General features: G+C 64.5%; 10 protein-coding genes. 4 read left to right on the top strand and 6 right to left on the bottom strand.

The genetic code is table 11. The features are described from left to right. Positions 1 to 33: 33 nt before the first annotated feature. Positions 34 to 993, bottom strand: a complete 960-nt coding sequence (locus ACVOL0_RS12375; RefSeq protein ID WP_481508250.1) for a TerC family protein — start codon at positions 991 to 993, stop codon at positions 34 to 36. A 284-nt stretch (positions 994 to 1,277) separates the two neighbouring features. On the opposite strand from ACVOL0_RS12375, the gene ACVOL0_RS12370 reads away from it, so the two are divergent. Beyond that, positions 1,278 to 2,447 (top strand): class I SAM-dependent rRNA methyltransferase, encoded by a 1,170-nt coding sequence (locus ACVOL0_RS12370; RefSeq protein ID WP_481549378.1) that lies wholly within the window; start codon positions 1,278 to 1,280, stop codon positions 2,445 to 2,447. Positions 2,448 to 2,735: 288 nt separating this feature from the next. Beyond that, positions 2,736 to 3,977 (top strand): dipeptidase, encoded by a 1,242-nt coding sequence (locus ACVOL0_RS12365; RefSeq protein ID WP_481549377.1) that lies wholly within the window; start codon positions 2,736 to 2,738, stop codon positions 3,975 to 3,977. A 224-nt stretch (positions 3,978 to 4,201) separates the two neighbouring features. Here the strand turns inward: ACVOL0_RS12365 and ACVOL0_RS12360 are convergent, their stop codons facing one another. From ACVOL0_RS12360 to ACVOL0_RS12340, 5 genes are all read right to left on the bottom strand, one after another. Next, positions 4,202 to 5,692 carry an esterase-like activity of phytase family protein gene (locus ACVOL0_RS12360; protein WP_481549376.1) on the bottom strand — a complete coding sequence of 497 codons (1,491 nt, stop codon included), beginning with the start codon at positions 5,690 to 5,692 and terminating at the stop codon, positions 4,202 to 4,204. Positions 5,693 to 5,718: 26 nt separating this feature from the next. After that, a complete protein-coding gene (locus ACVOL0_RS12355; RefSeq protein ID WP_481549375.1) occupies positions 5,719 to 8,028 on the bottom strand; it encodes a TonB-dependent receptor in 2,310 nt (769 codons plus the stop codon). Positions 8,029 to 8,261: 233 nt separating this feature from the next. After that, positions 8,262 to 9,698 carry an amino acid permease gene (locus tag ACVOL0_RS12350; protein ID WP_481549374.1) on the bottom strand — a complete coding sequence of 479 codons (1,437 nt, stop codon included), beginning with the start codon at positions 9,696 to 9,698 and terminating at the stop codon, positions 8,262 to 8,264. Between the two features lie 226 nt (positions 9,699 to 9,924). Next, positions 9,925 to 10,551: a leucine efflux protein LeuE gene (leuE, locus tag ACVOL0_RS12345; protein WP_481549373.1), complete on the bottom strand. Its 627-nt coding sequence runs from the start codon at positions 10,549 to 10,551 to the stop codon at positions 9,925 to 9,927. 18 nt (positions 10,552 to 10,569) lie between these two features. Continuing rightward, positions 10,570 to 11,115 carry a nucleoside 2-deoxyribosyltransferase domain-containing protein gene (locus tag ACVOL0_RS12340; RefSeq protein WP_481549372.1) on the bottom strand — a complete coding sequence of 182 codons (546 nt, stop codon included), beginning with the start codon at positions 11,113 to 11,115 and terminating at the stop codon, positions 10,570 to 10,572. A 120-nt stretch (positions 11,116 to 11,235) separates the two neighbouring features. On the opposite strand from ACVOL0_RS12340, the gene ACVOL0_RS12335 reads away from it, so the two are divergent. Together ACVOL0_RS12335 and ACVOL0_RS12330 are read left to right on the top strand one after the other, a co-directional pair. Next, positions 11,236 to 12,774, top strand: a complete 1,539-nt coding sequence (locus ACVOL0_RS12335) for a DNA recombination protein RmuC (protein ID WP_481549371.1) — start codon at positions 11,236 to 11,238, stop codon at positions 12,772 to 12,774. Positions 12,775 to 13,141: 367 nt separating this feature from the next. After that, positions 13,142 to 13,687: a glutathione peroxidase gene (locus tag ACVOL0_RS12330; RefSeq protein ID WP_481549370.1), complete on the top strand. Its 546-nt coding sequence runs from the start codon at positions 13,142 to 13,144 to the stop codon at positions 13,685 to 13,687. Positions 13,688 to 13,804 lie beyond the last annotated feature (117 nt).

Below are 13,804 nucleotides of genomic sequence, written 5' to 3'. Positions count from 1 at the left end.
ACCGACGGGACAATCCCGCCGGTGGCGCCGACATCAGGCCTTGTGGCCGCCCTTCGGCGGAATCTTCAGGCTCAGGATCACGGTGGCGACCAGGACCGCGGCAACCACACCCAGCGAAACCGGCACCGGGATCTTGAAGATGTCGATCAGCAGCATCTTGGTACCGATGAAGGCCAGGATGACCGCCAGACCGTAGGGCAGCAGGTGGAAACGGTCGGCCATGCCGGCCAGCAGGAAGAACATCGCTCGCAGGCCCAGCACCGCGAACACGTTCGAGGTCAGCACGATGAACGGGTCGGTGGTGATGGCGAAGATGGCCGGGATCGAGTCCACCGCGAAGATCACGTCGGTGACCGCGATCAGGATCAGCACCACGAACATCGGGGTGAACCAGCGCACACCATTCTTTTCGGTGACCAGGTTGTTGCCGCTGTACTCGTGGGTGATGCGCAGGTGCTTGCGCATGAACTTCAGCGCCGGGTTGTTATCCAGGCTGGGTTCCTCGCTGGCGGCGAACCACATCTTCCAGCCGGTGTAGAGCAGGAAGGCGCCGAACACGTAGAGCAGCCAATGGAACTGGGTAACCAGCACGGAACCGGCGAAGATCATGATCGTACGCAGCACGATCGCGCCCAGAATGCCGATGATCAGCACGCGTTGGCGCTGGGTCTCCGGCACCGCGAAGTAGCCCATGATCAGCAGGAAGACGAAGATGTTGTCGACCGCCAGCGCCTTCTCGATCAGGTAGCCGGTCAGGAACTGCAGGCCAACTTCATTGGCAACGGCCGCACCTGCGGTCTCGTGCAGGTAGTACCAGAGGCCGGCGTTGAAGGCCAAGGCCAGCGCCACCCAGCCCAGTGACCAGTAGATGGCCTCCTTGAAGGTGACTTTGTGCGGGCCGCCGTGGCGCATCAGCACCAGGTCGATCAACAGCGCGGCAATGACGACGGCTATGAAGCCGCCCCACAGCCAGGGATTACCAATTGTCTGCATCATGGGAAAAATTCCGGTCGTGAACGGGGATATCTCGGAACCACAAAGGCCAAGAGCTGGACACGGAATCGGGGAGACCGGGGACAGAGCTTCGCCTATGCGGCGAAGGTCTTGCTCACAGTTCCAATGGTTGGAACTGCCGTTGCACCGGAGTCTTGCGACTCGAACTGACGGCGACAACGTCTGGGAGCTACTCCCCTTCTGGAGCGAATAGTGCCGTGCGGGCCTATTACAGTCAATGAATACGCTGCAGGCAGGAGCCAGTGCCCGGCTACAATAGCGCCATGAATACCCCACTCCCCGTCGTACGCCTGAAGAACGCGTGGCGCTCCAGCCACCCGTGGATTTTCCAGAAACTGGTCGAGAAGCCGACCGTCAAGCCCAAGTCCGGCACCATCGTCGATGTGGTCGGCGTGGACGGCGAGTGGATTGGCCGTGGTTTTTACAACGGCCACTCACGCATCGCCGTGCGCATCCTGGAAACCAACCCGGACGTGGCGGTGGACCAGGCCTGGTTCGCGCAGAAGCTGGCGCAGGCCGTGTCGCTGCGCCGCGATGTGCTGAAGCTGGATGCAACCTCCAATGCCTGGCGCGTTGTCCACAGCGAAGGCGACGGACTGTCCGGCCTGGTGGTGGACCGCTATGACGACCTGCTGGTGGTGGAGTTCTTCGCTGCCGGCATGTTCCGCCACCGCGAATGGATCTACGAGGCGCTGCGTGACCTGTTCCCGGGCTGCCGCTTCCACAGCTTCGCCGACGAACACGTGCAGAAGCAGGAAAGCTTCGATTTCCACGGCAACACCACCACCGACCCGGCCGTCATCACCGAGTACGGCATCAAGTTCCGTGCCGACCCGGCCGGCGCGCACAAGACCGGTTTCTTCGCCGACCAGCGCGAGAACCGTGAGTGGCTGAGCCAGCAGGTGGAGGGCAAGACCGTGCTCGACCTGTGCTGCAACACCGGCGGTTTTGCGGTGTATGCCGCAGCGCGCGGTGCGGCCGAGGTGCTGGGCGTGGACATCGACCAGGACGTGATCCAGATCGCCAAGGGCAATGCGCGTTTGAACAACGCCAAGCCCAAGTTCGTGCAGGCCGACATCTTCCCGTGGCTGCGTGATGCCGCCAACCGCGGCGACCAGTACGACGTGGTGATCCTGGACCCGGCCAAGATGACCCGCGACCGCGACCAGGTCATCACCGCGTTGAAGAAGTACCTGGACATGAACAAGCTGGCCCTGGGCGTGGTCAAGCCCGGCGGCCTGTTCGCCACCTTCTCCTGCACCGGCCTGGTGGCCGAGGACCAGTTCCTCGACATGCTGCGCCGCGCCGCGTATTTCTCCGGCCGCACCATCCAGATCCTGAAGGTAGCCGGCGCCGGCCCGGACCACCCGTTCATGGCCCACGTGCAGGAATCGCGTTATCTCAAGGCGGTGTTCTGCCGCGTGCTGGACTGAGCAGGCAACGGCACCCCTCCCAACCCGTCCGGCCCGAAGGCGCAGCCTTCGGTCGTTCATCAGGCCGCGCGCCAATGGCGCGCAAGCAGGCCTTCTTCACCCCCTTCGCTGCGCGAAAGGGAGGGCTCCGCACCGGTAGTGCCGAGCCATGCTCGGCAGGGGCCTTCCCGGCAAAGCTCCAGCCGAGAATGGCTCGGCGCTACAAAAACCTGCTCCATGCCGTCCGTCACTGGCCCGCAGCTCCGCTTGAGCGCTAAGGTCGGGCCTTTCCCTTCACGGTGAGGCCTCATGACCCTGCGTCCCCTGTCCCTGTTGGTATCCCTGTCGTTGTGCGTTCCACTGGCCGCCTCGGCGGTGGAGTTCAGCCAGGCTGAGCTGGGCAAGGCCAGCGCCCTGCAGCAGAAACTGCTGACCCTGGATTCGCACCTGGACACGCCGGCCAACTTCGGCCGCGCCGATTTCAACATCATGCAGCGCCACGACCACAACGCCTTGTCGCAGGTGGACTACCCGCGCATGGTCGAGGGCGCGCTGGATGGCGGCTTTTTCGCCATCTACACCGACCAGGGGGACCGCAGCCCGGCCGCGCATATCGCCGAGCGCGACCACGGCCTGCAGCGCATGCAGGAAATCCACGAAATGCTGGCCGCCAATCCGGACAAGTTCCAGTTGGCACTGAGCGCCGACGATGCCGCACGCATCAAGGCCGCCGGCAAGCGCGTGGTCTATATCAGCATGGAGAACGGCAGCCCGCTGGTCGCCGACCCGACCCTGCTGAGCTTCTACTACAAGACAGGCCTGCGGCTGATGTCGACGGTGCACTTCGCCAACAACGAGTTCGCCGACTCGGCCACCGATCCCAAGGGCGCCGAGTGGAAGGGGCTGAGCCCGGCCGGCAAGGCGCTGGTCAACGAGGCGGTGAAGCTGGGCATCGTGATCGACCAGTCACACGCCTCCGATGCGGTGTTCGACAACCTGATCGAAATGATGCCGGTGCCCTTCATCCTGTCGCACAGCTCGGCCAAGGCGGTGTTCAACCACCCGCGCAACCTCGACGACGCGCGCCTGCGCCAACTGGCCGCCAAGGGCGGGGTGATCCAGGCCAATGCCTATGGTGGTTACCTGGTCGACGAGACCAAGAGTGCCGAACGCAAACAGGCCGAAGAAGAGCTGGAAAAGCGCCTGGGCGGCTGGGAAAACATGACCATGGCCAAGGGCGTGGAGCTGCGCAAAGCCATGGCCGAGCTCGACCAGAAGTACCCGCGGCGCAAGGCCACGCTGGATGATTTCTTCCAGCACTTCGGCCACATGCTCGACGTGGTCGGCCCGGATCATGTCGGCATCGGCATGGATTGGGACGGCGGTGGCGGTGTGACCGGCATGGAAGACGCGGCCGACCTGCCCAAGATCACTGCCTGGATGCAGCGCCGAGGTTTGACCGATGCGCAGATCGGTAACATCTGGAGCGGCAACGTACTGCGGGTGATGCGCCAGGCGCAAGACTACGCGGCGGCGCAGAAGAAGTCGTAATCGCGCGCTGTTGGATGCGTGGAACAACGAAGCGGGCTCGGGCCCGCTTTGTTTTTATCCACAACATGCTGGGGATAAGTGGGTCATCCCATGCTAGGTCGGCGTTGCGCTGCTTTAGAGATATTGAGCAGAAGCACCCCTCCCCAACCCTCCCCTTGCCTGCGGCAAAGGGAGGGGGCAACCGCTCTGCGCTGTGCTTACCCGGCAGCAGGAGCAAAGGCGGCTCAGCGCACGGCCGGCAACGTCAGTCGGTACACCAGCACGCGGTTGTCATTGTCGAAAGCCGAATCGCAGGCCTGGCCCTGCATCACGCAGTGGCGGGCGATGAAGTCGTTGTCATTGCCGACCAGCAACAGCCAGTCGTCCGGCCGCTGCGGATCGAGAGCAGGCAACAGATCCATTGCCTCCCACTTCTCCGACAGCAGCTGCGGATCGTTGTTGCCGTCGTTGTGCAGATGCAGGCCAGCGCGTGCGAGCTGCGTCGGGTCCAGCAGGTTCAGCAGTTCCTGCCAGCGCGCCGGCACGATGCCATCCTTCAGCGTGGTCCGTGCGGGATCCGCCAACAGCGAGTCGGTTCCACTTTCGTAGGCCGTGCCGGCCAGATTGCTGGCACCGTTGGTATCCACCAGCAGCACGCTCTTGAACATGGCCGGCCAGGGTTTGGCATTGCCCAGGCCGTTGCCGTCACGTGCCAGCAGCAGGAAGCGATGCTGGTCCAGCGCGCGCAGCTCGCTCTGAGCCGCCGTGCGGTTGGCGGCGCCACCGTCGCCCTTGGCGGTGTAAGCGGGCAGCTGCACGACATGGTGCGCGATTGGCTGGGCTGGGACCGGGTTGCTGGAGACGTCGTAGACCAGCACACGTGTATTGATGCGGCCATCGGCATCACCGCTGGCGCTGTCCTGTACCAGGGCGCTCTGCAGGGCCACGAACAGGCGGCTGCCATCCGGCGACAGCGCCATGCCCTCCACGCCCTGATTGTTGCGGCGGCCGCTCTGCGGTGGCTTCAACGAACCAAAGTCCAGGCGGCCATCGCGCATCGGTCGCACTGCCGGTGGTGGCACCAACACGCCTTGCAGACGACCGTCCGCATCGAAGTAGTAAACGTTGGCCGCGTACTCGTCGCCGATGTAGAAATGGCCATCGGCGGTGAACTGCAGTGATTCCGCATCCAGGGCGATCTTGCCGGCGCCGATGCCGCTGGCTGGTGCTGGCAAGGTGATGCCGCGTTGGATCAGGGTGGCGTTGCCTGGATCGGCACCGGTGAACGTCTGCCCGTCGAAGTCGCGCAGTTGCAGGCCGCCGGCGATGCGCAGGCTTACCTGTCCAGCCGAGCGCGCATCGCCTGGCTGGATATGCATATCCAGCTTTTCCAGCCGGGCCGCATAGTCGTAGAACAGGTTGGCTTCGGGGTCGTTGCGGCCGCGGTCGGGCAAGGTCCACAGCACACCGCGATAGCTGCCATCGGCATCACGTCGCCAACTGCCCGGTGCCACCGCCAACGACGAGAACGAGCCCAGCGTATCGCCGAGGAAATCCACGGTCGCCGCCGGCAGCGTGCCGGCAGCGACCAGACCATGATCGACATAGCGTTGCCCGCCGAACTCCAGCACCCGCGGCGGCGGCTGGCTGACCTGGTGCGGCGTGGTGTAGACCGCAGCGCCCATCGTGCTGGCAAGCAGGGCGTTGGCAAGCAGGGCAGTGGCGAGCACAGACATCGATCGGTTTCCTTCAGCGTGGCAGCTTAGAAGCGCACGTCGAGCGTGCCGAACACCTGGCGCGGGGCGGAGGCGTGGAACACGTACAGCTTGCCACTTGGATCGTTGGCAGCGAATACGCTCGAATCCAGGTTGCTGGCGTAGCGCTTGTCGGTGAGGTTGCTGAGGTTGAGCGAGAGCTTCACCTTCTGCAGTACGCCGATCTTGCCGAAGTCATAGGCCGCGCCGGCATCGAAGGTGGTGTAGCCGCCGAAGCCCTGATCGTTGGTATAGGTGTAGAAGCGCTCGCCGGTGTACTTGCCGCGCAGCTGCGCCGACCACGCACCGGCCTGCCAGCGCAGTTCGCTGGACAGCAGCAGCTTGGGCGTATCGGCCTGGGTCTTGCCCTTGGTCGGTACGACAACGCCGTTCTGCACGTAGTCCGAATCGTAGGTGGAGTCGTTGTAGGAAGCTGCGTTGTACCAGCTGAAGTGCTCATTCGCGTCCCACAACGCGGTCAGCTCGACACCACGGCTGGTGACGCTGCCGACGTTGTAGAAACGGTTGCCGCACAGCGGCCCCACCGGCTGGCGCGAGTCGCAGGGGTTGTACTGCAGCAGGCGGTTGTCGAAGCGCACGTCGTAGGCGGCCAGCGACAGCTGCAGGCTGTCGCCGATCCAGCGATAGCCCAGCTCGAACGTGCGTGACTTCTCCGGCTCCAGCGCGGCCTGGCTGTTCCAGGTGGCCTGGCTTACCGCCTGTGGGCCGAGCTTGAAGCCACCCTGGAACATGGCGATGTTCTTGGCGTAGCTGGCAAACAGTTCCTGGCGCGGATCGAGCTGGAAGTAAACGCCGGCGCTGGGCAGGAAGTTGTCCTTGGCGCGCAGGCTGCCGGTGGCGAACTGGTTGTTGGAGCTGGCCGCGATCGGGGTCTTGGCGATGCCGGGCAGGGCGCGTGCATCAGAGCGCGCGTCCAGTGTCTTGATGCCGGCCTCCAGGCGCAGGCGGTCGTCCATCAGGCGAACGGTGTCCTGCAGGTACAGCTGGCGGGTCTGCCAACGGGTTTCCTGGGCGAACACGCCGGTGTCCGGCTGGCCCTTGGCCAGACCGCTGAAATCACGCGGTCCATCCACCGCACTCTGGTAGCGCGAGGCACTGCTGGTATTGCTCCCATACCAGGCACCGGCCTGCACATGGTGCAGGCCCAGTTGCCATTCCAGGCCGAGCGTGCCGCCGCTGCGGTCGATCGAGTACAGCGTGTTGCGGAAGATGATCGGTAGTTCCTTGGCGGTGCCCTTGTTCGACCAGGCACCGCTGTTCCAGTTGTGGCCTTCGCCCTGGTCCTCATGGTGATAGCCGAGCACGCGCAGGGTCACGTCATCGTTGGGAAAGAACTCGGCGGAGACGTAGTACAGGTCGTCATTGCGCAGGATCTGGCCGGCGGTGAAGGCACCGTCGGCATCGGTATCCGGTCCGCTGCTGTCACAGCGGCTGGCGACGTAGGTGTTCTTGTTGCAGTAGGCCTTGGCCACCGCTTTGTTCCAGTTGGGCGCGTAGCCGCCCCAGTCCCAGCCCAGCCCGCGCGCCATCGCATCCTTGGACAGATAGAAGTCGTTGGCCTGGCTGGTGCGCGAGGCATCGGCGAAACCGGTCAGGCGCATCCAGTCGTTCTCGTACACCGCCTTGGTGTTGAACTGGCGGGTGGTGGATTCGTTATAGGCGCTCTGGTTGTTCCACAGGTCCGACTGCGCCTGCATGCCTGAGACGTACATGGAGAAGCCATTGTGCTGGCCTGTGTCGAAGCGGGCGAAGCTGCGGCGGTTGCCGTCGCTGCCGAAGCTCTGCACCACGCGCCCGCCCATGTCCTGCAACGGCGCATTGGAGAAGTAGGCGATGGTGCCACCCAGGTTGCTGCTCGACGGCGTGGACAGGTTGCCGATGCCCTGTGCCAGTTCGGCCATGCCCAGGTTCTCGGAGATCAACGCACGGTTGATGCTCAGCCCGTTGTAGTTGTTGTAGGCGCCATCGCCCAGCGGCACGCCATCCAGCGTGTAGCCCAGCTTGCTGCCGGTGAAGCCGCGCAGGCTCAGGGTCATCGACTGCTCGTTGGTGCCGAGCGCATCAACCGACTGTGCGTTCACGCCGGGCAGCAGGTTGAGCACCTTCTGCGGGCTGGTGCCGGGTGGCAGCACGTCGAGATTTTCGGCGGTGATGCGCTGCACCTGGCGCAGTTCGCCGCTGCCGATGACGGATACCGCGTCCAGTTCGGTTGCGGCTGAAGGACCGGCGTTGTCGGCGGCATGAGCAACGGGAGCCACGGCCAGTGCAATGGCCAAAGCAAGCAGGTTTCGCGTCATCGGGAGAGGTTGCCTGTCGTTGAAGGACAGGCCATCCCCATTACCGGCCCGTCCTGGATCGTGGAAGAAACCGACGAGGCAGGCGGGAGCAGACGGTGCTGGCCCCGGCGTCATCGCCGCGGGCGCAGTCTTCCAGTACTAGATGACAGTGATGTTGCGCATGTGATGCCGTGTCACAGAAATGCAGAAGGCGGGCCGAAGCCCGCCTTCCTTTGTCCACAACAGCCTGTGGATTACTTGTTACGCCCCAGCACCGCATTGCGGCGGCTGTACACGGCATAGACCACCAGGCCAAACACATTCCACGCCAGGAACCACAGCTGGGTGCGCATTGGCAGGCTGATGAACAGGTAGATGCAGCCGCCGATGGCCAGCGGCCCCACCACCCACGCCAGTGGCGTGCGGAAGGTGCGCGGACGATTGGGCTCGCGCTTGCGCAGCACCAGCAGGCACAGGCCTACCGCGGTGAATGCTGCCAAGGTGCCAGCATTGGCCAGCGCGGCGATTTCATCCAGGCGTGCCACACCGGCCAGGGCTGCAACCAGCACCGCAGTGAACAGGGTGATGGTGACCGGCGTACCGGTGCGCTGGTTGACCTTGGACAGGCCACGCGGCAGCAGGCCATCACGCGACATCACGAAGAAGATACGGCTCTGGCCGTAGAAGAACGCCAGCAGCACGGTCGGCAAGGCGATGATGGCGACGATGCCGATCACCAGCGCGGCGGTGCCATGGCCGAGTTCGCGCATGATCAGTGCCAGCGGCTCGGCGCTCTTGCCGAATACCGTGTAGCTCATCGCACCGACGGCGGCCAGCGCCACCAGCAGGTAGATGATGGTGCAGCCGACCATCGAACCGATGATGCCGATCGACAGGTCGCGCTTGGGGTTCTTGGTTTCCTCGGCCGCGGTGGAGATCGCATCGAAGCCATAGAAGGCGAAGAAGATGATCGCCGCCGCCGCCATCACCCCGCGCTCGACGCCATCGGCGCTGATCGACTTGGGGAAGCCATACGGCATGAACGGCTGCAGGTTGGCGCTGTCGAAGGCCGGCAGCGCAACCGCGACGAACACCGCCAGCGCGATCAGCTTGAACACCACCAGCACCGCGTTGAGGGTGGCGCTCTCCTTGGTACCGACCATCAGCATGCCGGCGACCAGGAAGGTGATGACGATGGCCGGTACGTTGAGGAAGCCGCCTTCAACATGCGGACCGGCAGCAAGGGCCTGCGGCAAGGCCACGTTCCAGCCGAACGAGGTGTGCAGCCATTCCAGGAAGCCGACGAAGTAGCCGGACCAGCCGACCGCCACCGTGCTGACCACCAGCGAGTACTCCAGGATCAGGCTCCAGCCAACGACCCAGGCGATGGTCTCGCCCAGTGCGCTGTAGCTGTAGGTATAGGCGCTGCCTGCGGCCGGCATCATCGTCGACAGCTCGGCATAGGCCAGTGCCGCACAGGCGCAGATCGCGCCGGCGATGATGAAGGACAGCAGCACCGCAGGGCCTGCCTTGTCCGCACCCACGCCGATCAGCGTGTAGATGCCGGTGCCGACGATGGCGCCGATGCCAAGCGCGACCAGATGGGGCCAGCTCAGCGTTGGAATAAGCCGACGGCCTTCTTCGTGTTCAGTGAGTTGGTCGATGGGCTTGCGCCGGAGCCAGGATTGCATGCGGACCTCACGGTTCGTGGTGGTTCGGGGAAGCGGCCGAGTTTGGCGTAACGCAGTGCAGCAAAGCTAGAAAAACCCGTCATTTGGCGCGCTTTTACCGCGAATGGATGTCAACGTGCCGAATTCGGCATAAAAACCATCGATCCAGGCCGGGCTGCGGCCCCGCCCAACGAGCTTACGCCGCTGTGGTGGCCTGCTGGCGGTCAGCCGCGGCCCTGCAGCAACATCACTCGGCGATGCCAAGACGCAGCCCGAACACCACCAGGCAAACGCCAACCCCGCGCCGCAGCCACACGCCGACGCGTGGATAGCCGGCCAGGCGGCGGGCGATGAACTGGCCGCCGAAGATCAGCACCGAGCACCAGCCGATGCTGAGGAGGGCGATCAGCACCGCCATCGTCGCCAGGGTCAGCGCACCGCGCTGCCGGACCGGATCGATGAACAGCGGGAAGAAGGCCATGTAGAACAGGATCGCCTTGGGATTGAGCACGCCGACCAGCAAGGCCTGGCGGAACCAGCGTCGCCCGTGCTGTACCGGCGCAGCCTCGCCTGCGGCTGCCGTCGGTTCACGCAGCAGGTTGATGCCGACCCAGATCAGGTAGGCCGCGCCGACGTAGCGCAGCGCGGCGAACAGCATCGGATGGGCCTGCAGCAGCGCCGCCACACCGGTGGCGGCGATGGCGATCAGGATCTGGTCGCCCAGCATCAGCCCGGCCAGGGTGGCGTAACCGGCACGCACGCCGCCGCGCGCGGTGGCGGTGAGCAGGGTGAAGGTGCCCGGGCCCGGCAACATCAGGAACAGGATCACGGCCACCACGAAGGTGCCCAGGTCGTTGATACCCATCCACGGCATGGCGGTTCTCCGTGGGGATCAGCGCGTGCGCTGCGTGGCGATGCGCTGCTTCACTGCGTCGATCAACGCTTGCAGGTCATCAAAACGCGGCACGCCGTAGCGGTCACCGGTGATGTCCAGGTTGCCCTTGCGCCAATAACCCGCGGGTGCCGCCACCAGCAGCTTGCCCGAGCGCGCATACAGGCCGAATTCGAGCAGAGTGATCGGGCTCTGGGTGCCTGGGGCGAAGTACATCAGCACGATGTCGGCCTGTTCCAGTGCGGCCAGCTCCCACTCCACCTGGCGGCGGAACTCGGGTTCATCGGCCTCGGCACGCCAGGCCGGGTTCCAGTCGGCGCGGCGTGGATTGAGCATCAACACGCCCTGATTGGCCAATGCTGCCTGCACCTGCTGCTGCCAGTCCCCCGCCTTGCCCATCTCGATACTGCCAGCCAGGAATACCTTGGGCCGCATGTCATTGTCGGGCAGAGCGTTGGGTGAGGTGATGGTCTGCGAGTCGCTGGCCACGGCTGCGATCGGCAGCAGGCACAACAGACTCGATAACAGCAGCGACAGCGGCTTCATGGCAGGGATACGGCGGGTGGGGGGGCACATGATCGCAGATAGGCGCCGATGGCAGTTTTCACCGGCAGTCAGGTTGCCTCAGGATCAGCTTCTGAGACAGGCAGGGCTACACTTCTCCCCATGCAAACCGAAACCCTGATCCTTGGCGGCCTGCTGGTCGCCGTCCTCGTGCTGCAGCTGCTGCTGTTGCTGCGCCGTAACGATACTTCCGCGCTGGAAAGCACCTTGCGCGAAGAGCAGCGCAGCGGCCGCGGCGAACTGCGCGAACAGCTGGAAACCATGGCGCGGCAGCAGGACATCCGCATCGATGGCTTCGGCCGCAACCTCACCGACCTGTCTACACGCACCGACCAGCGCCTGGATCTGCTGCGTGACAGCCTCAACGACGACGCCCGCAAAGGCCGCGAGGAGACCGCCAACGCCCAGCAGCTTATGGCGCAATTGCTGGGCACGCGCCTGCAGGACGTGCGCGGCCAGCTCGACGTGTTCGGCCAGCAGCAGGAAGCGCGCATGGAAGCCTTTGCCCGCCAGCTGGCCGGCCTGCAACAAAGCCTGGTCGAGGAAACCCGCAAGGGCCGCGAGGAAGGCGCGCAGGTCCAGCTGCGCTTCGGCGAGACGCTGAACCAGAAGCTGGGCGAGCTGACCCAGCGCAACGAGCAGCGCATCACCGAGATGCGGCAGACCCTGGAAGCGCGCTTGAAGGACCTGCAGGGCGACAACGCCGCCAAACTCGAACTGATGCGCCAGACCGTCGACGAAAAGCTGCAGAGCACGCTCAATACGCGTCTGGATTCCTCGTTCAAACTGGTCTCCGAACGACTGGAGCAGGTGCAGCGCGGGCTCGGCGAGATGCAGCAGCTGGCGACCGGCGTTGGCGATCTCAAGCGCGTGCTGAGCAACGTCAAGAACCGCGGCGGCTGGGGTGAAGTGCAGCTGGACAACATCCTCGAGCAGACCCTGACCGCCGAGCAGTACGCACGCGGGGTGAAGCTGCGCGCCGACAGCGGCGAAATGGTCGACTTCGCCGTGCGTCTGCCGGGACGTGGCGATGCCGAGTCGCCGGTATGGCTGCCGATCGATTCCAAATTCCCGCGCGAGGACTACGAACGCCTGCTCGACGCACAGGAAGCCGGCGATGCGGAGGCGGTGCGCAACAGCGGCAACCAGCTGGAGCGCGCGATCCGCATCCAGGCCAAGTCGATCAGTGACAAGTACATCGTGCCGCCGCACAGCACCGATTTCGCGGTGATGTTCCTGCCGACCGAAGGCCTGTATGCCGAAGTGATCCGCCGCGCCGGTCTGGTGGACGCCTTGCAGCGCGAACACCGCGTGGTGATCGCCGGCCCGACCACGGTGACTGCCCTGTTGAACAGCCTGCAGATGGGCTTCCGTACCCTGGCCATCGAGCAGCGCTCCTCGGAAGTGTGGAGTCTGCTGGGTGCGGTCAAGAGCGAGTTCGGTAAGTTCGCCGGCATCCTCGAAAAGGCCGAGAAGCAGATCAACACCGTCGGCAAGAGCCTGGGTGACGCCAGCCGCAAGACCCGCACCATCGAGCGCAAGCTGCGTGGCGTGGAATCACTGTCCAGCGACGCCTCGCAGGCAATGCTGGGTACAGACGATGACGCCGACGAAGCCGAAGACGAAAGCCCGACAGCGTAGTGCCGAGCGCAGCTTCAGCGCCCTCCCTTTGCCGAAGGCAAGGGGAGGGTTGGGGAGGGGTTCGCTCTTCGCACGTTGACGCAGCACCGGCTTCGCGGCTCACGCCGCTCCCACAAAATGCCGGCAACACCCATGTAGTGCCGAGCCATGCTCGGCAGGGGCCTTCCAAGCAATCCCAAGAGGTAGTGCCGAGCCATGCTCGGCTACAAGCTCCACCGGTAAAGCCCCAGCCGAGCATGGCTCGGCTCTACCAACACCCAGCCCGCCGAACATGGCTCGGCACTACAGTGTTGCAGCACGACGGTCGTGTCAGCGCCACCTGCGCCGTTTATGCTTGCGTTCTCCCAACCCCACCGCAGGTAACCGCATGACCGCTTCCGTGTACGACATCGCGCTGAACACCATCGATGGCGCCGCCACTTCGCTGGCCGACTACCGCGGCAAGGTGCTGCTGGTGGTCAACACCGCGTCCAAGTGCGGCCTCACCCCGCAGTACGAAGGCCTGGAAAAGCTGTACCGCGAAAAGAAGGACGCCGGCCTGGAAGTGCTGGGTTTCCCGGCCAACAACTTCAACGGCCAGGAGCCGGGCAGCGAGGACGAGATCAAGCAGTTCTGCGCGCTCACCTATGACATCAGCTTCCCGATGTTCTCCAAGATCAGTGTCGCCGGTGCCGACATCCACCCGCTGTACCAGCAGCTGACCGCCGCCCAGCCGGCTGCCATCGGCGAAGGCCCGATGCGCGAGAAGCTGGTCGGTTTCGGCATCGAGGCCAACCCGGCCCCGGCCGTGCTGTGGAACTTCGAGAAGTTCCTGATCGGCAAGGACGGCACCGTTGTAGCCCGCTTCGCCCCGGACACCAGCGCCGATGACGAAGGGTTGCGCAAGGCCATCGACGCAGCGTTGGCTGCGTAAAGCCTTGGTTGTTGTAGGAGCGGCGTAAGCCCCGAAGCTCACCATTGTGTCGGGTGGGGTCAATCTGTGATCTGCTGATCCCTACGCATGGCCGGGGAACCCCCGGCGACCAATAAA

Source organism: Stenotrophomonas sp. STEN021, assembly GCF_056760175.1.
This window is presented reverse-complemented; position numbering and strand designations above follow the sequence as displayed.